The sequence below is a fragment of the Streptomyces sp. NPDC048479 genome, assembly GCF_040651435.1.
Taxonomy (GTDB): domain Bacteria; phylum Actinomycetota; class Actinomycetes; order Streptomycetales; family Streptomycetaceae; genus Streptomyces.
Map to the genome: position 1 here is coordinate 1 of NZ_JBEZKA010000004.1, position 18,212 is coordinate 18,212.

The window sequence follows — 18,212 nt, forward strand, 5'->3', positions numbered from 1 at the left end:
GTTGATAGGCCAGATGTGGAAGCCGGGCAACCGGTGAAGCTGACTGGTACTAATAGGCCGAGGGCTTGTCCTCAGTTGCTCGCGTCCACTGTGTTAGTTCTGAAGCAACGAACTGTCGAGTCCCCCAGGGGGATTCCGGGTCGTACATCTTCATAGAGTTTCGGTGGTCATAGCGTTAGGGAAACGCCCGGTTACATTCCGAACCCGGAAGCTAAGCCTTTCAGCGCCGATGGTACTGCAGGGGGGACCCTGTGGGAGAGTAGGACGCCGCCGAACAATCATTGTGGGAAAGCCCCGCACCGTCATGGTGCGGGGCTTTTCTGCGTTTAGGGTCAAGGTATGCGCTATGACCTCGTCATCTTTGACAACGACGGTGTGCTCGTCGACAGCGAGCCGATCTCCAACACCATCCTGGCCGGCTATCTCACCGAGCTCGGGCATCCCACCTCGTACGAGGACTCCCTCCGTGACTACATGGGCGCCGCTGTGCACCGTGTGCACGACCTTGTGCGGGAGCGGACCGGGCAGGCGTTGCCCGCGGACTTCGACGAGACCTTGCACGCTCGCGTATTTGCCGCTTTCGAGCGGGAGTTGGTCGCCGTCGACGGTGTGACCGAGGTGCTGGAAAAGCTGGTCGCGGACGGGGTGCCGTACTGCGTTGCCTCCTCCGGGAGTCATGAGCGGATCCGAGTCGGGCATCGGAAGACCGGGCTGGACCGGTGGTTCGAGGACGCCACCGTCTTCAGCGCGCAGGATGTGGGGCGCGGGAAGCCGGCGCCGGATCTGTTCCTCCACGCCGCCGAGCGGATGGGGGTGGCGCCGGAGCGTTGCGTCGTCGTGGAGGACAGTCCCCTCGGGGTGGCGGCGGCCAGGGCGGCCGGGATAGATGTGTACGGGTTCACGGCGATGACGGCTGCCGAGAAGCTCGATGGGGCCAAGTGGTACTTCGACGGGATGGCGGAGTTGTCTGCATTGCTCGCGTGATCGATCTACCCATGGGTAGATCGGCGGCCTACGCTGTGCGGCCATGACAGATGCGCGTTTGCGGTACGGGCGGGCCTCCTTGGCGTTGAGCTTCTTCGCGCAGGGGGTGGCCTTCGCCCTGCTCGTGACGCGTATCCCCGCCATCCAGGACCGGTACGGGATATCCGACGGCCTGCTGCCCGCCTTCCTGGCCGCAGTACCGATCCTCGCCGGTGTGGCGAGCGTGATCACCGAGCGGCTGGTGAAGCGGGTCGCGCCGAGTGCGGTGCTGCGATGGGCTCAGCCCTTGGTTCTGCTGGCGCTCCTCGGAGTGGCGGCCGGTGGCGAGATATGGCAGGTGGCCGTCGCGTTGGGCGGGTTCGGGCTGGCGGTGGGGGCGCTGGACGCGTCCATGAACATGCTCGGGGTCAGCCTGCAGCGGGCGTACGGGCGCAGCATCATGCTCGGCTTCCACGCCGCGTACAGCCTCGGCGGGATCGCGGGTGCCTCGCTCGCCTGGGTCGGCGCGCACTGGGACCTGTCGCTGCTCATGTCGTATCTGCCGGTGGTGCTGGTGCTGTTGCCGACGGCGCTGGTCGGGAGTCGGTGGTACGCGGACGGGGAACGGGCCGAGCGGAACGCGGAGAAGGGTCGGGACGCGGAGACGGGTGCGGGGGAGTGGCAGGCGGGCGCTTTCAAGCTGCTGCTGCCGCTCTGTCTGGTGATGACCTTCGCTTACATCGGGGACTCGACCGTCTCGAATTGGAGCGCGAAGTACCTGCAGGACGTGCTGGGGAGCTCGGAGGAGCTCGCGACCGTTCCGTACAACGCCTATATGGTCACCACGCTGCTGGGCCGGGCCGTCGGGGATCTCGGCGTGCGGCGGTTCGGGGCGGTGGCGGTCGTGCGGTGCGGGACGGTGCTGGCCGCGGCCGGGTTCGGAGTGGTGGCCGTGGCACCGGGGGCCTGGGTGGGGATGCTCGGGTTCACCATGCTGGGGCTCGGGCTGTGTGTGATCGTGCCGCAGACATTCGCGGCGGCGGGGCGGTTGTTCCCGGGGGCGAGTGACGCGGCGGTGGCGCGGCTGAACGTCTTCAACTATGTGGGGTTCTTGATCGGGTCACCGTTGGTGGGCGCGCTCGGCGATGCGTGGAGCTATCGGTGGGCGATGGTCGTGCCGATGGTGTTGGTGCTGGTGACGTTGCGGTACGCCAGATCGTTCGGGGCGGATACCGCCCGGTACGGTGGCGTGCATGAGCGGCCGCGGGTTGTTGATGTGGGACGAGGCGGTAACGAAGTATGACTTCGGGGACGGCCATCCGATGGATCCGGTGCGGCTTGCGCTGACCATGGGGTTGGTGCGGGCGTACGGACTGGATCGTGCGGTGGATGTGGTGGCCGCGAAGCCGGCCGGGGACTCGACGCTCAGACTCGTACACCGCGAGGACTATGTGGCGGCGGTTCGGGCCGCGTCTCTCAACCCTCGGGCGGCCGATCAGTCGTACGGGTTGGGGACGATGGATGATCCGGCCTTCGCAGGAATGCATGAGGCGTCGGCGCTGATCGCCGGGCAGTCGGTGGGGGCCGCGGAGGCGGTGTGGCGGGGTGAGGCCGAGCATGCGGTGAACTTCGCGGGCGGGCTGCACCATGCGATGCCGGGGTCGGCTTCCGGGTTCTGTATTTACAACGACGCGGCGCTGGCCATTGCCCGGTTGCTGGAGCTGGGCGCGGAGCGGGTCGCGTACGTGGATGTCGATGTGCATCACGGGGACGGGGTCCAGGCGGCGTTCTGGGAGGATCCGCGGGTGCTGACGGTGTCGCTGCACGAGCATCCGTCCACGCTGTTTCCGCAGACGGGGTGGCCGCAGGAGACCGGGGCCGCCGGGGCGGGTGAGGGCAGTGCGGTGAATGTGGCGCTGCCGGCCGGGACGGGCGACGCGGGCTGGCTGCGGGCCTTTCATGCGGTGGTGCCGGAGCTGCTGGCGGACTTCCGGCCGCAGGTGCTGGTGACGCAGCACGGGGCGGATACGCACTTCGAGGATCCGCTGGCGCATCTGGCGGTGTCGCTGGACGCGCAGCGGGCGGTACAGGCGTCATGTCATGCCCTGGCGCACCAGTACGTGGAGGGCGGTCGCTGGGTGGCGCTGGGGGGCGGGGGTTACGAGGTGGTGGATGTCGTACCGAGGTCGTGGACGCATCTGGTGGGGATCGCGGCGCATGCTCCGGTGGAGCCGGAGTCGGTGATTCCGTCGTCGTGGCGGGATGAGGTGTATGCGCGGACGCGACGGGTGGCGCCGGGGCGGATGACGGACGGGCGGGAGCCGGTGTGGCGGGAGTGGGAGGAGGGGTACGACCCGGCGGATCGGCTGGACCAGGCGGTGCTGGCTACGCGGCGGGCGGCGTTTCCGTTGCGGGGCTTGTTGGCGTAGGCGGCGAGGCGTCTCGGGTACCGGGCCGGGGTGTTGGGGCAGCACCGGGGCGCAGGTCATAGCACCGCGCCGTGCGGCCATGCGGCTGTTACGCCAACTGTGGGTGGTATCCGGGCTTTTGGTCCGGGACCAGTACCGGTGCGGGAGCATCGACAGAGTGTTGAGCACCGGAGCGCTGCGGGCGCATCTGCTGGCGGCCCGGTTGGCCGGGACCGTGGCCACATCGCGGGAAGCGAGTCTGCGCAGCTATCGGCTCTTCGCCGCCAGAGATCCCCGGGTGACTCTCGGGCTTGATCCCGAATGGGCCTGGAGCGAGCGGGATTTGATCGCGCTGATGGCTGACAAGTGTGGGGTTTCCGGTGATCCCGAGCATGTCACCGGGCCCGATGTCATCGATCCGGAGCGGACGTTGGGCGGGCTCGCCGCGTTTGCCGAACGGCTCGGGGAGGTGGCCGCGCGTCGGGCGCCCGTGATGTTCGGAACAGGGCATCCGCATCGGCTCCTCGGGTTCTACGCAGGGCTGGCAGACGCTTTGTCGGCGGCAGGTTGCCTGGTACTCACCCCCGCGCAGGGGCGATGTGTCGACATAACGACCCGGTTCGGGGTACGCACGTACAACCTTGACTACGTACGAGGAGTCGCGCTGGTGCGGGAACCCGGCGCTCGGGGCGCCGGGAGTGCGACCGGCGCGCATACCCATTCACCGCTCCCGGTTCGGGTCGCCCTGGAGGGTGCGATGGAGGGTGGCGGGCCGCTGCCCGAGCTGGTGGTCGGGGACCACGGCTGGGTCTGCGGGGCAGGTCAGCTGGGGATTGAGGCGATCGGCCTGGCAGATACGGACGACCCCGCCCTCTTTGTCGGCGAGGCCGAGGGGCGCGTGTCCGTCGTCGTTCCGCTTGATGACGCAGTGCGGTCTGATTACTACCGACCGCTTACTCGCTATGTACTCAATCGAGCGTGTCTGTCACAGTAGGCGGCCGATGGCTGCTCCTCTTCCCCACTCGCACCACACGCCCCTAGTCTGGGGAGTGAGCGCACAGCGACGAAGAGTCACCGGAGGGGAAGCCGGTGCGCGTCGGGTGCGGAAGGTACAGGTGGGTCATGGCTGCTGGCAGCGAGAGGCCTCTCAACGAGGTCAAGTTTCTCACCGTGGCGGAAGTCGCCTCGGTGATGCGAGTGTCGAAGATGACCGTGTATCGATTGGTACACAGTGGTCATCTGCCGGCGATCCGGGTGGGCAGGTCCTTCCGGGTGCCGGAGCAAGCGGTTCACGAGTATCTCCGCGAATCATTCGTGGGGGTGGAATCCGCGTAGCCGGAGCCGGGCGAATCCCCTCGGATTACGTCCCTCACTCGGCGGCAGGTAGGCTAGGCCGACGTAGGTCGTGTGGGCCCAGACGCCCCGCACCGAGTGAAGAGAAGTGAGCGAGGGTAGTCGTGGGCTCTGTTATCAAGAAGCGGCGTAAGCGGATGGCCAAGAAGAAGCACCGCAAGCTGCTCAAGCGCACCCGCGTTCAGCGTCGCAACAAGAAGTAAGCGATCGCTGCACGTGTCTCTGCGGCCCTTCCACCTGCACGGTGGGAGGGCCGCGGTGCGTTTCCGGGTGGCCAAAGGAGCGGTCGTGGCAAAAGTGCGCCGTGCGGTCATCACAGCGCAACACGTAACCGCTACGGTGACGCTTAGGAGTGGACCTAGGCGGACCTGCGGACCTAAGGAAGGCGCTGATCTTGGGGAAGGTCGTGCTCGTCACCGGAGTGGCCCGGCAGCTCGGAGGCCGACTCGTTCGGCGTATCCAGCGGGATCCCGAGGTGGACCGGGTGATCGGGGTCGATGCGGTGGGGCCCGAGCATCATCTTGGCGGGGCCGATTTCGTCCGTGCTGATATCCGCCAGCCCGCCATCGCGCGCGTGCTTGCCGAGCATGCCGTCGACACCGTCGTGCACATGGATGTCACCGGTACGCCGCTGGGCACCGGCGGCCGTGCGACGGTGAAGGAAACCAATGTCATCGGCACCATGCAGCTGCTGGGTGCCTGCCAGAAGTCGCCGACCGTGAAGCGGCTGGTCATCAAATCCAGTACGAGTGTGTACGGCTCCGCGCCCCGGGACCCGGCGGTCTTCAACGAGACCACGCCGCCCAAGTCGCTGCCGAGCGGTGGGTTCGCCAAGGACACGGTCGAGGTCGAGGGGTACGTACGGGGCTTCGCACGGCGGCGGCCGGATGTGGCCGTGTGCGTACTGCGCTTCGCGAACATCCTCGGGCCGTGCGCCGACTCTCCGCTCGCCGAGTTCTTCTCGCTGCCCGTCATGCCGACTGTCTTCGGCTACGACCCGCGGCTGCAGTTCGTCCACGAGGACGATGTGATCGATGTGCTGCGGATCGCCCTGCACGAGCCGCGGCGCGGCACGCTCAACAGCGGCACGTTCAATGTCGCGGGTGATGGTGTGCTGCTGCTCTCGCAGTGTTCTCGGCGGCTGGGGCGGCCGACGATGCCGATTCTGCTGCCTGCGGTCACCTGGGTCGGCTCCGCGCTGCGTACGATCGGCATCACGGACTTCTCGCCCGAACAGATCCGGCTGCTCACGCACGGCCGGGTGGTGAGCACCACTCAGATGCGCGACACACTCGGGTTCGTGCCGAAGTACACAACAGCGGAGACCTTCGCGGACTTCGCACGCAGCCGCGGGCCGGGGCTGCTGCCGCCGGACGCGCTCGCCAGGGCTGTGGACCAGGTGGCCGCGGTACTGCCGTTGGCAGGCAGTACGAGCACGACGGCCGCGGGCAAGGCGCGGGACTAGGGCGATCGATCAACTCGATCGAGTAGGACGACCATGAAGACGACTCAGAGCGACGCCGAATAAGGAGCGCAGCCAACGATGGCGGACGCCAAGGTCATTCCGTTCGACGACGACCGTTCGCGCGGCAGCGCGCAGCGCTCGGCGCGGCGGCGCCCCGCGGGGGGCAAGCGCCGGAAGGCCGAGCCCGCGGCGGTGCGGGAGGTTCCGGTCAGCCCGCTGCCGGGGCAGCAGAAGGACGGGGAGCGCCGGGGATCGGCGCGGGCCGCCGAGGCGGGCCAGGAGCCTCTCACGAGCCAAGAGCCGGCGGCCGGAGGCGGCTGGGAGCGGCGGATCGCCGGCGGCCTGGCGTTTCTGCGGCGGCGTGTCACCGGTGACTACGAGGTCGACGAGTTCGGTTACGACAAGGAGCTCACCGACCAGGTCCTGATGTCGATGGTCCGGCCGCTGTACGAGAAGTACTTCCGGGTCGAGGTGAAGGGCATCGAGAACATCCCGTCCGAGGGCGGGGCGCTGGTGGTGGCCAACCACTCCGGAACGCTTCCGCTGGACGGGCTGATGATGCAGGTCGCCGTCCACGACAACCATCCGGCCAACCGGCATCTGCGGCTGCTCGCCGCGGATCTGGTCTTCATGCTGCCGGTGGTCAACGAACTGGCTCGCAAGGCCGGGCACACCCTGGCGTGCGCGGAGGACGCGGAACGGCTGCTGCAGCGCGGCGAGGTCGTCGGCGTGATGCCGGAGGGCTTCAAGGGCATCGGCAAGCCGTTCAGCGACCGTTACAAGCTTCAGCGGTTCGGGCGGGGCGGGTTCGTGTCGACGGCGCTGCGGGCAGGGGCGCCGATTGTGCCGTGCTCGATCGTCGGGGCCGAGGAGATATACCCGATGATCGGCAACGCGAAGACGCTGGCGCGGCTGCTCGGGTTCCCGTACTTCCCGATCACGCCGACGTTTCCGTGGCTGGGGCCGCTGGGCGCGGTGCCGTTGCCGACGAAGTGGACGATCCAGTTCGGCGAGCCGATCCCGACGGACGGGTTTCCGCCGGAGGCGGCGGAGGACCCGATGCTGATGTTCAATCTGACGGATCAGGTACGGGAGCAGATTCAGCACACGCTGTACAAGCTGCTGGTGCAGCGCCGGTCTGTGTTCTTCTGACGTGGTTTTTCTGACGCGGTTCTTCTGAAGATACGTATCAGCTGATTGAACAGACGTACGAAGGTGGGCACCCCTTCCCAGGGGTGCCCACCTTCGTACGTGCCGACCTGCTAATCGTCCTCGCTGTTGAGTCCGAGGCCCGGCAGGATCCCCGGCAGCAGCGGTGGGATCGTGACGTCCGGCGTCGGCTGTGTGGAGTTGTTGCCCGTCGGGGACGGTGTGGTGCCGCTCGACGGGTGCTCGAACAGGCCACCCGTGTTCCCACCGAGCAGGCCGTCGTCCGCCGTGCTGCCCGAACCGGACGGACGAGGATTGCCGCTGTCTCCCGCACGGCCGTCGCCGGTCGCCGGTGAGGACGGTGTCGTACGGCCCGGGCCCCAGCTGTTGCTGGAGCCCTGGGTGGCGCCGGGGCGCTGGGAGCCGCGGCCGCCCTTTTCCGGGACGCGTGGCAGCAGCGTCTCCAGCGGGCCGACCTCCTGGTCTATGGCGTCGAAGACAGAGCTCACTTCGTCGCCGACGTCGGTCAGCTGGGCGGGCAGCCGGTCGCGGAGCCCGTTCCAGGCGTCGCGGTGGGACCGGGAGAACGAATCGAGCCTCGCCATCGGGCCGAGGGAGCCGTCTCTCTCGTACGCCTCGTGGAGCAGGCGGTGGCCCTCGGTGGCGTCGTGTCTCATGCCGTTGAGCGCGCGGCGGACCTCGCCCAGCGACTCGTGGTCCATGGCGCCCGCCCGGCCGCGTTCCATCAGTCGGCGAGCCTCGCTGAGTCGGGTGGAGGCATGGTCGAGGTAGAGCCCGCCGCGGTCGGAGTCGTCGTCCGCCATGTCGAGCTTGAAATCTTCCATGCCACGCTTCAGCCCGTACAGCGAGTCACCGGGAAGGGCGTCGGAGCTGGCAGCGGCCACTCCGCTGAAGGCTCCCGCGGCCACACCGACGGTGAGACCACCGGCTGCGAGGCCCTTGGACCAGCGGGAGCGTGGTCGCATTTTCCGGAGCGGGGAGGCCCGATGGGCGCCGCGGCCGGCTGTCCGCTGCTCGGGCACCGTAGGGCCCGCGGACGCACCCCCCGCGGCGAACATCGCTTCCATGGCGGCCACGAGCTGTGCTCGCTGCACCACTTTGACCTCGGGGTCCATCTCCGGTTTCGGCAGCTCGCCGAGTCCGTTCGCCAGAGCCAACAGCCGTCCGTGCTCGGTCGGTTCGACCGACTCTTCGGGCTGCTCGGCCGCCTGATCTTCCAAAGCCTGGGCGAAGGCGTTCGCCCGCCGGCGCGCCGAAACGTTCGCGATCACTGGCGGCACCTCCTCTCGTCATGACGATCGACTCCCCTGGGGGTCCGGATGGTTGCACGCCTTGAACACATCCACACGATCGAGTGAGTGGCTGTGGGCGTGGCGTGACCACAGGGAGCCTGCATCCCGAACAACGAGCGTCGCGGCACTTGGGTTACGCACGAAGGATGATGTGACCAGTGCGTCATCAAGGCGTCACCGATGGTGAGTTGGGGGTCGGTCAGCGGGCGTCGTCGGGGAGGAGCCGGGCCAGTGTGCGCACCGCCCGGTACTGGAGGGTCTTGATCGCGCCCTCGTTCTTGCCCATCACCCTGGCCGTCTCGGCGACCGAGAGGCCCTGCAGGAAGCGCAGGGTCACGCATTCCTGCTGCTGAGGGTTGAGCTTGCGGACCGCGTCCAGCAGTGCGGCGTTCGACAGGGACTCGAGGACCGAGTCCTCCGGGCTGCGCTCGACCTCATTGGCGTCGAGCATCTCTCCGGTGGTGACTTCCAGCCGGAAGCGGCTGGACTTGAAATGGTCGGCCACCAGATTGCGGGCGATCGTGACCAGCCAGGCGCCGAAGTCGCGGCCCTGCCAGGTGAAGGTGGAGATACGGCGCAGGGCGCGCAGGAAGGTCTCGCTGGTGAGGTCCTCCGCCGTCGCCTTTCCGCCCACGCGGTAATAGATGTAGCGGTAGACGGTGTCGCTGTACTGGTCGTAGAGGCGGCCGAAGGCGTCGGCCTCGCCCGCCTGGGCGCGCTCGACCAGGTCCATCATGCGGGCGCTGTCGCTGTCGGCGCTGGGCCGACGGGCGGTGGTCGAGGAGCCGGTGGCGCCCCGACTGCCCCGTCTGCCGACCTCGCGCCCGTCGCCCGACCTCCGCCCCTCAACGACGGCGCTGCGCCCCGGCATCTTCTCGATGCCGTCGGCCAGGGCATAGCAGGGGGCGGCCGGGCCGCTTGTGGCAAGGCGGGGCATGGCGAATGCGGGGACGGCGTACGCGGTGGGGACGAAGCCGCGCAAGTGGTCGAGGACCGCTGCGCGCAGCGTAGCCAGGCCCGAGGCGTCAACCCCGACGTGTGGGTACACGGGACTCCCAGAGGCAGAGCTTGCATCACGTGCAGTGCGGGACCTTTCACCCGTCGTGGGGACTGGTGGGGTCCGTCATGCGTCTGAGGAGAATAACGCTTCGTACAGGCGTTGCTACACCCAGTTGCTCAAATCGTCGTTTCCGTCGCTTCTGTTACGCCTAGGCGACGGATCAAGTCGCATATTGTGAGCACTTGTTGATCGAATTGCTTCGTGATCTGTCGTGTCGCGCGGTGGATTGTGCCCGACACGCGGCAACAGGACTGGCGGGAGCGCCCAGGGGTAAGAGGCAGGATTGCCCGCGGAAAGGGCTGTCGTCGCCGTACGGGTCAGCGTCGCTGTACGTGTCGGCGCCGTGCAGGAGTCGCAGGATCGCAGGAGTCGGTGTCGGCGTCGGAGCGGCGGCGGCGTGCGAGCCCTGCGTCAACGGCGGCGGCGGTGCAGGGCGACCGCGGCCGCGGTGCCGCCCGCGATGGCGCCCACACCGGCTGCCGCCGGGATGCCGACCTTGGCGGCCTTGCGGCCCGTCCGGTAGTCGCGCAGCCGCCACTCACGCGCTCGCGCGTACTTGCGGAGCTTGGTGTCCGGGTTGATGGCGTACGGATGCCCCACCAGTGACAGCATCGGGATGTCGTTGTGCGAGTCGCTGTACGCCGCGCAGTGGGTCAGGTCCAGGCCCTCGGCGGCGGCCAGTGCGCGTACGGCCTCGGCCTTTGCGGGGCCGTGCAGCGGCTCGCCCACGAGCTTTCCGGTGTACACGCCGTCGAGGGACTCGGCGACAGTGCCCAGCGCGCCGGTCAGGCCGAGGCGGCGGGCGATGATCGTCGCGGTCTCGACGGGGGCGGCGGTCACCAGCCAGACCTTCTGCCCGGCGTCGAGGTGGGCCTGGGCGAGAGCGCGGGTTCCGGGCCAGATGCGGTCGGCCATGTACTCGTCGTAGATCTCCTCCCCGATCGACATCAGCTCGGAGACGCGGTGGCCCTTCACGATGGACAGGGCGGATTCGCGGACGTCCTGCATATGTTCCGGATCCTCGACTCCGGCGAGCCGGAACCAGGTCTGCTGCCAGGCGAACCGGGCCAGTTCACGGCGCTGGAAGAACTTCCGCTTGTACAGGCCGCGGCCGAAGTGGAAGATCGCGGCGCCCTGCATCACGGTGTTGTCGAGGTCGAAGAAGGCGGCGGCCCGGTCGTCCCCGGCGACGGGGAAATCCGGTTCGGCGGCCGGGGCAGTGTCGTCCTGCGCTTCGAGTGCCTCGAGTGCCTCGAACTGCTGCGACGACTTGCGCGCTGCCTCGGCTGCTGCCTCGCCTGCGAGCACGCTCCGCGCGGTGGCGGAGCGCCTACGGGGGGTGAGCCATCCCAGTGCGGCCATGTCGTGAGCATAGCCAGTCTGTTCGGTACTTCCCGACCCCCCGGGATGCGTTGACGTGAACTCTCCGCGACCAGCCCGTTAAACAGGCGATTCGGGCGTACGGGACGCGTGCCGTATCTCTCCGGTGCGGGCGGAGAATGGGCACATGAGTCCTGTGCTGCGACGAACGAAGAAGAAGGCCGGCGAGCGGGTGGTGACGCTGATCGGGAAGCCCGGGTGTCACCTCTGTGACGACGCGCGGGCCGTGGTCCAGGAGGTGTGTACCGAGACCGGTGCGTCCTGGGAGGAGAAGGACATCACCCAGGACGAGGCGCTGCACCGGGCGTACTGGGAGCAGATTCCGGTCGTACTGGTCGACGGCGAGCAGCACACGTTCTGGCGCGTGGATGCAGGACGACTGCGCCGCGCACTGGGGGCGTAACTGCGACGCCGGAAACCATCGGGGTCGTTTTGCTCGGGCTTTCCGACGCGGTCCGGGCTCTATCGGGACGCGATGCGGACAGGGCACAGTAAGCGGTCTCGGGGGCGTATTCGTGAGGAGTGTGTACGGCTTTGCCCCCTTCGGGTCTCCAATGGACCGGTGCGGTCCGCGGTTCCAGGGTCGCGCGATCGGATGGCGTGACCCCGGTCACTTTGCACGGACAAAACGGACACCATCTTTGTGCACGCGTTCACAAAGACATAGCCTGCATTCGACGGGGCGGTCCTGTGTCATACGGCCGCCTGCAGCCTCGCTCATCCCGCAGGAGCACCGTGGCAACTGGCCGAAATCACCGACCGGCGACCCGTAGCCGAGGAATCCCCGAGGCCACCGTCGCCCGACTTCCGCTGTACCTGCGCGCCCTGACCGCGCTGTCCGAGCGGTCCGTCCCCACGGTCTCGTCGGAGGAACTCGCCGCCGCCGCCGGAGTCAACTCCGCGAAGCTGCGCAAGGACTTCTCCTACCTGGGCTCCTACGGGACACGCGGTGTCGGCTACGACGTCGAGTACCTCGTCTACCAGATCTCGCGCGAGCTCGGTCTGACGCAGGACTGGCCCGTGGTCATCGTCGGTATCGGTAACCTCGGCGCCGCGCTCGCCAACTACGGCGGTTTCGCCTCCCGGGGTTTCCGGGTCGCCGCGCTGATCGACGCGGACCCGGAGATGGCCGGGAAGCCGGTCGCCGGGATGCCCGTCCAGCACACGGACGAACTCGAGAAGATCATCAGCGACAACGGAGTGTCGATCGGTGTCATCTCGACGCCCGCCGGCGCCGCGCAGCAGGTGTGCGAGCGGCTGATCGCGGCCGGTGTCACCTCGATCCTCAACTTCGCCCCCACCGTCCTCTCGGTGCCCGACGGCGTCGATGTGCGCAAGGTCGATCTCTCGATCGAGCTGCAGATCCTCGCCTTCCACGAGCAGCGGAAGGCCGGCGAGGAAGCCGAGGCCGCAGGCCGGAAGGGACCCGACGGGGACATGCCCGCCGTGATGCCGGCATGAGTCTCCTGGTCGTCGGGCTGAGCCATCGCAGTGCGCCGGTGAGCGTGCTGGAGCGGGCCTCGCTGTCCGCTGATGCGCAGGTCAAGCTGTTGCAGGACACCCTCGCCGCGGAGCCCGCGGCCGAGGCGGCGGTGCTGGCCACCTGTAACCGCATCGAGCTGTACGCGGACGTGGACAAGTTCCACGCCGGTGTCGCCGAGCTCTCGACCCTGCTCGCACAGCACAGCGGGGTGGGGCTCGAGGAGCTCACTCCGTATCTGTATGTGCACTACGAGGACCGGGCCGTGCACCACCTCTTCTCGGTGGCCTGCGGTCTGGACTCCATGGTCGTCGGCGAGGGTCAGATCCTCGGGCAGATCAAGGACGCTCTCGCGCTCGGGCAGGACCTGCACACCGCGGGCCGGCTGATCAACGACCTGTTCCAGCAGGCCCTTCGCGTCGGCAAGCGCGCGCACAGCGAGACCGGGATCGACCGGGCCGGGCAGTCGCTCGTCACCTTCGGTCTCGAGCAGCTGGCTGCGGGCGCCACCGTCGAGGCATGGGCGGCGGACAAGCGGGTGCTGGTCATCGGCGCCGGCTCGATGTCCTCGCTCGCCGCGACGACGCTGGCGCGCCTGGGTGTCCGTGAACTCGTCATCGCCAACCGGACGCTGGAGCGCGCGGAGCGACTGGCCGCGGTGCTGACGGAGCCGGGCGGGGTGAGCGTGCACGCCGTGTCCATGGCCGATGTTGCCGACGAGCTGACACGTGCCGATGTGGCGGTGTCCTGCACCGGTGCGACGGGTCTGGTCCTGACGGCCGAGTCCGTTGCCGCGGCGCTCGCGGAGCACGTGGTGCCGGTGGCGTTCCCGGTGGCGGGTAGCGATCTGCGGGCGCCGGACGGCAGTCTGGTGGCCCGTCTTGCCGCGGCCGCGGCGCGCGACGGCCGCGTGGCCGACAAGTCGGCTGCGGGGGGCTCGGACGCGGCGGACCGCGAACCGTCCGCCCGGATCACGGACCCGGCCGGCCCGGTCGGCGCGGATGCGCCGGGCGTGGGTGGTCCGGCCGGCCTCGGCGCCGCGGTGGACCTCGACGAAGCCGCCGGGGCGTGCCCCGTCGGGCTCGGCGACGGGCCCGGGCCCGATGCGCTTGCGCAGCACCAGGCGTGGGTCGACAACGCGCCCCGGGACACCCGGGTCGCCGGAGCCGTGCACGCGCGGGGCGCCACAGCCACCGCGCCCGTCCGGCTCGCGCTGCTCGACCTCGCCATGCCCCGTGACATCGACGGTGCCGTCCACCGGCTCGCCGGCGTACGGCTCGTCGACATCGAGTCGCTCGCCGAGGCCTCCGCCGACGCCCCGATGGCCGCCGACGTGGACCAGGTGCGCGGCATCGTCTCCGACGAGGTGGCCGCCTTCGGCGCCGCCCAGCGCGCCGCGCACATCACTCCGACCGTCGTCGCTCTGCGCACCATGGCCGCCGATGTCGTCGCCGGCGAGGTCGCTCGGCTCGAGGGCCGCCTACCCGACCTGGACGACAAGGAGCGCGCCGAGATCACCCAGACCGTGCGCCGCGTCGTCGACAAGCTCCTGCACGCGCCCACCGTGCGGGTGAAGCAGCTGGCCAGCGAGCCCGGTGGCGCCGGGTACGCGGACGCGCTGCGGACACTCTTCGACCTCGACCCGGAGACGGTCGCCTCCGTCAGCCGGGCCGACCTGAATGACGCCGACGTCAAGAACCGAGGGCGAGTATGACCGAGAGGGCACTGAGGCTCGGGACCAGGCGCAGCAAGCTGGCCATGGCCCAGTCCGGGCAAGTGGCTCAGGCGGTGCGCCAGTTGACCGGCCGTGCCGTCGAGCTTGTCGAGATCACCACGTACGGGGACACCTCCCGTGAGCATCTCGCGCAGATCGGCGGTACGGGGGTCTTCGTCACCGCATTGCGGGACGCCCTGCTGCGGGGTGACGTCGACTTCGCCGTTCACTCGCTGAAGGACCTGCCGACCGCGCAGCCCGACGACCTGGCGCTGGCGGCCGTGCCGCTGCGCGAGGACCCGCGGGACGTGCTGGTCGCGCGCGACGGACTGACGTTGGACCGGCTGCCGAACGGCGCCCGGATCGGCACCGGTTCGCCGCGCCGGATGGCGCAGCTCAACGCGTACGCGCGCAGCCATGGCATGGCGATCGAGACTGTGCCGATCCGCGGCAATGTCGATACGCGGATCGGATATGTACGGAGCGGGGAGCTCGACGCCGTGGTTCTTGCCGCGGCCGGGCTCAACCGCATCGGCAGGATCGACGAGGTCACCGACTTCCTGGCGGTCGACTTCGTCCTGCCCGCCCCCGGCCAGGGGGCATTGGCGATCGAGTGCGCCGCGGTCAACGCGGACCTCACCGCCGCACTCGCCGAGCTCGACGACCCGTACACCCGGGCCGCCGTGACCGCCGAGCGTTCCCTGCTCGCCGCCCTGGAGGCCGGCTGCACCGCACCTGTGGGTGCGCTGGCCGACCTGCTGGCCGACGGACAGGTTGTCACCGAAATGCGCCTGCGCGGCGTCGTCGGCACGACCGACGGCTCGACGCTGGTGCAGTTGTCCACCACCGGTCCTGTACCCACGTCGCACAGCGACGCCGTCGCGCTCGGTCGCGAACTCGCGTCCGAGATGCTCGCCAAGGGTGCGGCCGGTCTTATGGGGGAGCGAGCACGTTGAGCCCCACCAACCTTCCGGCCCTTCCTGCACACGGACACGGGCACGTCACCTTCCTCGGCGCCGGACCCGGCGACCCCGGACTGCTGACACTGCGCGCCGTCGAGGCGCTCGCGGGTGCGGACGTACTGATCGCCGAGCCAGATGTGCTCGACGTGGTACGCAGCCATGCGCGAGCGAGCGTAAGCACGCCTGAACTGACGGTTGTTGACGACGCGTCAACAGCCGCCGGGATCCCCGTCCTCAGGGATGCGGCCAATCTTGTCATGGAGGCCGCAAGGGTCGGCAAGCGGGTCGTCCGCGCAGTCTCCGGCGACCCTGGCCTCGACGGAAACGCAGGTCAGGAGATGCTCGCGTGCGCCGCGGAGGGGATTCCCTTCGAGGTCGTGCCGGGTGTCGCCACGGCGGTGGGCGTGCCCGCTTACGCCGGTGTGCCGCTGCGCGACGCGCAGGGCGCCGACGTCCGTTTCGTCGACGCCCGTAGCGCGAGTGAGCGGTGCTGGACCGAGGTCGGCGCGAGCGACGGCACGGTCGTCGTCTCCGCGACGCTGGAGACGGTTGCCGCGGCGGCGGCCGAGCTGGTGGCCGCGGGCCGCAAGCCGGACACCCCGCTGACCGTGACTGTCGCCGGTACGACGACGCGGCAGCGGACCTGGTCCGCGACGCTGGGGACGATTGCGCAGGTCCTGAAGCAGGCGAAGGTACTGCCCTCCCCGCAGGGTCACCGGCCGGTCATAGCGGTGGTCGGTGAGCGCAGCTCCGCCGCCCAGCGGGACCAGCTCTCGTGGTTCGAGTCCAAGCCGCTCTTCGGCTGGAAGGTGCTCGTGCCGCGGACCAAGGAGCAGTCGGCTTCGCTCTCCGACCAGCTGCGGAGCTATGGAGCCGTGCCGCACGAGGTGCCGACGATCGCCGTCGAGCCGCCGCGGACGCCCCAGCAGATGGAGCGTGCGGTCAAGGGCCTGGTGACGGGCCGCTATGAGTGGATCGCTTTCACGAGCGTGAACGCCGTGAAGGCGGTGCGGGAGAAGTTCGAGGAGTACGGGCTCGACGCGCGCGCTTTCGCGGGGATAAAGGTCGCCGCGGTGGGCGAGCAGACCGCTGCCGCGCTGGTTGATTTCGGTGTCAAGCCTGATCTGGTGCCGAGCGGGGAGCAGTCGGCCGCCGGTCTGCTGGAGGACTGGCCGCCGTACGACCCGGTCTTCGACCCGATCGACCGGGTCTTCCTGCCGCGTGCGGACATCGCCACCGAGACGCTGGTGGCGGGCCTCATCGAGCTGGGCTGGGAGGTCGACGACGTGACCGCGTACCGGACGGTGCGGGCGTCGCCTCCGCCGGCGGATACGCGCGAGGCCATCAAGGGCGGTGGGTTCGACGCGGTGCTGTTCACGTCGTCGAGCACCGTGCGGAATCTGGTGGGCATAGCCGGCAAGCCGCACAACGTGACCGTGATCGCATGCATCGGTCCGGCGACCGCCAAGACGGCGGAGGAGCACGGGCTGCGGGTGGACGTGCTGTCGCCGGAGCCGTCGGTGCACAAGCTGGCGGAGGCGCTGGCGGAGTTCGGCGCGCAGCGTCGGGCGGCGGCGGTGGAGGCGGGCGAGCAGGTGACGCGTCCGAGCGAGCGGCGTCCTGGCGGTCGCAGGCGCCGTACGACGTAGTTCGGTGCGGGGGCGGGGTGCGGATCGCCTTCGGGGCGTTTCCCCACCCCGCCCCTTCCCGTAACCGGGGGCAGCCCCCATACCCCGGTACGGCCTTCGGCCGTGTCCTCAATCGCCGGACGGGCCGGGTTTCCCGGACATCCCAGCCCCTCCGGCGTTTGAGGAGCGGGGCTTGGGGCGGAGCCCCAACAAGGAGCCCCGCCGGTGTTTGAGGCCCGGGGGCCGGGGCGGAGCTCCGGCAGGGCCCGGGCGGGCCCGACACCCTGTCGGCAATCGCGCGCCCCCACCCGGCGTAGCGTTGCCCCTATGACTGCGTACGGATCCTTTCCCGGCGCGCGGCCGCGGCGGCTGCGCACGACCCCCGCGATGCGGCGCATGGTTGCCGAGACGCGGCTCCACCCCGCCGATCTGATCCTGCCCGCCTTCGTGCGGGAAGGGATCAGTGAGCCCGTGCCCATCTCCGCGATGCCCGGCGTCGTGCAGCACACCCGCGACACCCTGCGGAAGGCGGCCGTCGAGGCGCTTGAGGCCGGGGTGGCCGGGATCATGCTGTTCGGGGTGCCTGAGGACGTGAAGAAGGACGCCGCGGGGACCGCGGGGACGGATCCGGACGGGATTCTGCAGGTCGCGATCCGGGATGTGAAGGCCGAGGTCGGTGACGAGCTCGTGATCATGTCCGATCTCTGTCTGGACGAGTACACCGATCATGGGCACTGCGGGGTGCTGGACGCCGAAGGGCGCGTCGACAATGACGCGACGCTCGAGCGGTACGCCGAGATGGCGCAGGTCCAGGCGGACGCGGGCGTCCATGTCGTCGGGCCCAGCGGGATGATGGACGGCCAGGTCGGCGTCATCCGTGATGCGCTGGACCAGACGGGACACGAGGACGTCTCGATCCTCGCGTACACCGTCAAGTACTCCTCCGCCTTCTTCGGGCCGTTCCGGGAGGCCGTCGGGTCCTCGCTGCGCGGCGACCGCAAGACGTATCAGCAGGACCCGGCCAACCTCCGGGAGTCCCTGCGGGAGTTGGCGCTGGACCTGGCCGAGGGCGCCGACATGGTGATGGTCAAGCCCGCTGGTCCGTATCTCGATGTGCTGGCGAAGGTCGCGGACGCCGTGGACGTGCCGGTCGCCGCGTACCAGATCAGCGGTGAATACGCGATGGTCGAGGCCGCCGCCGAGAAGGGCTGGATCGACCGGGACAAGGCGATTCTGGAGACCCTGACCGGTATCCGGCGGGCCGGTGCGCAGATGATCCTGACCTACTGGGCGACGGAGGTCGCGCGCACGCTCTGAGCCGGAAAATGGTGCGGCTG

Annotated in this window: 17 protein-coding genes and 1 rRNA gene; 15 read left to right on the forward strand and 3 right to left on the reverse strand. The window is 69.3% G+C overall.

From position 1 onward, the window contains the following. The first annotated feature begins 159 nt into the window (after window positions 1-159). The 9 genes from rrf to AB0D12_RS07540 all read left to right on the forward strand — a co-directional run bounded on the left by rrf (window position 160) and on the right by AB0D12_RS07540 (window position 7,341). Window positions 160-276, forward strand: a 5S ribosomal RNA gene (gene rrf, locus AB0D12_RS07500). Between the two features lie 63 nt (window positions 277-339). Next, a complete protein-coding gene (locus AB0D12_RS07505) occupies window positions 340-984 on the forward strand; it encodes an HAD family hydrolase (RefSeq protein ID WP_362678032.1) in 645 nt (214 codons plus the stop codon). 43 nt (window positions 985-1,027) lie between these two features. Continuing rightward, a complete protein-coding gene (locus tag AB0D12_RS07510) occupies window positions 1,028-2,266 on the forward strand; it encodes an MFS transporter (protein ID WP_362678034.1) in 1,239 nt (412 codons plus the stop codon). Further along, a complete protein-coding gene (locus tag AB0D12_RS07515; protein WP_362678036.1) occupies window positions 2,217-3,392 on the forward strand; it encodes an acetoin utilization protein AcuC in 1,176 nt (391 codons plus the stop codon). The genes AB0D12_RS07510 and AB0D12_RS07515 overlap by 50 nt, the downstream gene beginning before the upstream one ends. Before the next feature lie 157 nt (window positions 3,393-3,549). Then, complete coding sequence (locus tag AB0D12_RS07520) at window positions 3,550-4,365, forward strand: phosphatase (RefSeq protein WP_362678776.1); 816 nt, start codon at window positions 3,550-3,552, stop codon at window positions 4,363-4,365. Between the two features lie 128 nt (window positions 4,366-4,493). Next, entirely contained in the window at window positions 4,494-4,706 is a 213-nt protein-coding gene (locus AB0D12_RS07525; RefSeq protein ID WP_014046653.1) for a helix-turn-helix domain-containing protein, read from the forward strand. A gap of 122 nt (window positions 4,707-4,828) precedes the next feature. Next, complete coding sequence (locus AB0D12_RS07530; protein ID WP_003948845.1) at window positions 4,829-4,927, forward strand: AURKAIP1/COX24 domain-containing protein; 99 nt, start codon at window positions 4,829-4,831, stop codon at window positions 4,925-4,927. Window positions 4,928-5,118: 191 nt separating this feature from the next. Continuing rightward, complete coding sequence (locus AB0D12_RS07535; protein ID WP_362678038.1) at window positions 5,119-6,189, forward strand: NAD-dependent epimerase/dehydratase family protein; 1,071 nt, start codon at window positions 5,119-5,121, stop codon at window positions 6,187-6,189. Between the two features lie 78 nt (window positions 6,190-6,267). Then, entirely contained in the window at window positions 6,268-7,341 is a 1,074-nt protein-coding gene (locus tag AB0D12_RS07540; RefSeq protein WP_362678040.1) for a lysophospholipid acyltransferase family protein, read from the forward strand. Between the two features lie 110 nt (window positions 7,342-7,451). Here the strand turns inward: AB0D12_RS07540 and AB0D12_RS07545 are convergent, their stop codons facing one another. From AB0D12_RS07545 to AB0D12_RS07555, 3 genes are all read right to left on the reverse strand, one after another. Then, window positions 7,452-8,630 (reverse strand): DUF5667 domain-containing protein, encoded by a 1,179-nt coding sequence (locus AB0D12_RS07545; RefSeq protein WP_362678042.1) that lies wholly within the window; start codon window positions 8,628-8,630, stop codon window positions 7,452-7,454. Between the two features lie 220 nt (window positions 8,631-8,850). Further along, window positions 8,851-9,699: an ECF subfamily RNA polymerase sigma factor, BldN family gene (locus tag AB0D12_RS07550; RefSeq protein WP_362678044.1), complete on the reverse strand. Its 849-nt coding sequence runs from the start codon at window positions 9,697-9,699 to the stop codon at window positions 8,851-8,853. A gap of 423 nt (window positions 9,700-10,122) precedes the next feature. Then, entirely contained in the window at window positions 10,123-11,073 is a 951-nt protein-coding gene (locus tag AB0D12_RS07555; RefSeq protein ID WP_362678046.1) for an HAD-IB family hydrolase, read from the reverse strand. A gap of 145 nt (window positions 11,074-11,218) precedes the next feature. On the opposite strand from AB0D12_RS07555, the gene AB0D12_RS07560 reads away from it, so the two are divergent. The 6 genes from AB0D12_RS07560 to hemB all read left to right on the forward strand — a co-directional run bounded on the left by AB0D12_RS07560 (window position 11,219) and on the right by hemB (window position 18,192). Next, the gene (locus AB0D12_RS07560; protein WP_327325334.1) at window positions 11,219-11,494 is read left to right on the forward strand and encodes a glutaredoxin family protein; all 276 of its coding nucleotides are present in this window, start codon (window positions 11,219-11,221) and stop codon (window positions 11,492-11,494) included. A 332-nt stretch (window positions 11,495-11,826) separates the two neighbouring features. After that, window positions 11,827-12,552: a redox-sensing transcriptional repressor Rex gene (locus tag AB0D12_RS07565; RefSeq protein ID WP_327325335.1), complete on the forward strand. Its 726-nt coding sequence runs from the start codon at window positions 11,827-11,829 to the stop codon at window positions 12,550-12,552. After that, window positions 12,549-14,285: a glutamyl-tRNA reductase gene (locus AB0D12_RS07570; RefSeq protein ID WP_362678049.1), complete on the forward strand. Its 1,737-nt coding sequence runs from the start codon at window positions 12,549-12,551 to the stop codon at window positions 14,283-14,285. Before AB0D12_RS07565 ends, AB0D12_RS07570 begins: the two co-directional genes overlap by 4 nt. Further along, window positions 14,282-15,241 (forward strand): hydroxymethylbilane synthase, encoded by a 960-nt coding sequence (gene hemC / locus AB0D12_RS07575; RefSeq protein ID WP_362678051.1) that lies wholly within the window; start codon window positions 14,282-14,284, stop codon window positions 15,239-15,241. Before AB0D12_RS07570 ends, hemC begins: the two co-directional genes overlap by 4 nt. Beyond that, complete coding sequence (locus AB0D12_RS07580; protein WP_362678053.1) at window positions 15,238-16,896, forward strand: uroporphyrinogen-III synthase; 1,659 nt, start codon at window positions 15,238-15,240, stop codon at window positions 16,894-16,896. The genes hemC and AB0D12_RS07580 overlap by 4 nt, the downstream gene beginning before the upstream one ends. A 306-nt stretch (window positions 16,897-17,202) precedes the next feature. Continuing rightward, window positions 17,203-18,192 (forward strand): porphobilinogen synthase, encoded by a 990-nt coding sequence (gene hemB, locus AB0D12_RS07585; protein ID WP_362678055.1) that lies wholly within the window; start codon window positions 17,203-17,205, stop codon window positions 18,190-18,192. Window positions 18,193-18,212 lie beyond the last annotated feature (20 nt).

Excerpts from the sequence above, each read along its gene's own strand:
- AB0D12_RS07525 (WP_014046653.1), top strand. The coding sequence starts at position 4,494 with ATGGCTGCTGGCAGCGAGAGGCCTCTCAACGAGGTCAAGTTTCTCACC.
- hemC (WP_362678051.1), top strand. The coding sequence starts at position 14,282 with ATGACCGAGAGGGCACTGAGGCTCGGGACCAGGCGCAGCAAGCTGGCC.
- AB0D12_RS07555 (WP_362678046.1), bottom strand. The coding sequence starts at position 11,073 with ATGGCCGCACTGGGATGGCTCACCCCCCGTAGGCGCTCCGCCACCGCG.
- AB0D12_RS07540 (WP_362678040.1), top strand. The coding sequence starts at position 6,268 with ATGGCGGACGCCAAGGTCATTCCGTTCGACGACGACCGTTCGCGCGGC.
- AB0D12_RS07560 (WP_327325334.1), top strand. The coding sequence starts at position 11,219 with ATGAGTCCTGTGCTGCGACGAACGAAGAAGAAGGCCGGCGAGCGGGTG.
- AB0D12_RS07515 (WP_362678036.1), top strand. The coding sequence starts at position 2,217 with ATGAGCGGCCGCGGGTTGTTGATGTGGGACGAGGCGGTAACGAAGTAT.
- AB0D12_RS07570 (WP_362678049.1), top strand. The coding sequence starts at position 12,549 with ATGAGTCTCCTGGTCGTCGGGCTGAGCCATCGCAGTGCGCCGGTGAGC.
- AB0D12_RS07505 (WP_362678032.1), top strand. The coding sequence starts at position 340 with ATGCGCTATGACCTCGTCATCTTTGACAACGACGGTGTGCTCGTCGAC.
- AB0D12_RS07510 (WP_362678034.1), top strand. The coding sequence starts at position 1,028 with ATGACAGATGCGCGTTTGCGGTACGGGCGGGCCTCCTTGGCGTTGAGC.
- hemB (WP_362678055.1), top strand. The coding sequence starts at position 17,203 with ATGACTGCGTACGGATCCTTTCCCGGCGCGCGGCCGCGGCGGCTGCGC.